Origin of the sequence: Nocardioides abyssi, assembly GCF_030412915.1 — a bacterium.
Lineage (GTDB): Bacteria > Actinomycetota > Actinomycetes > Propionibacteriales > Nocardioidaceae > Nocardioides > Nocardioides abyssi.
This window is the reverse complement of sequence record NZ_JAUHJR010000257.1, coordinates 1-229: the sequence shown is the minus strand read 5'-3', so window position 1 is coordinate 229 and position 229 is coordinate 1. Positions and strand designations below refer to the sequence as shown.

The window sequence follows — 229 nt, the reverse complement described above, 5'->3', positions numbered from 1 at the left end:
CGCAAGGACGACCAGAAGGGCTGACCCGGCCCTCCGGGCAGGACGGCGCCACCCGCGCCACCAGGACCACCCGCGCCATCCCTCAGCAATGCGAAAGGCCCGCGACCCCCGGTCGCGGGCCTCTTGCGTGCGGGCGCGTCACACGCAGTCGCGGCAGATCATCTTCTTCTCGTCTGCCAGCTGGCTGCGGTGGTGGACCAGGAAGCAGCTCATGCAGGTGAACTCGTCG

Annotated in this window: 1 protein-coding gene; it reads right to left on the bottom strand. The window is 69.9% G+C overall.

Annotation, left to right across the window (positions count from 1 at the left end):
* Nucleotides 1-138 precede the first annotated feature (138 nt).
* Nucleotides 139-229, bottom strand: a 91-nt coding sequence (locus QWY29_RS20685) for a DUF4193 family protein (RefSeq protein WP_300962298.1), incomplete at its 5' end; no start/stop codon positions are given.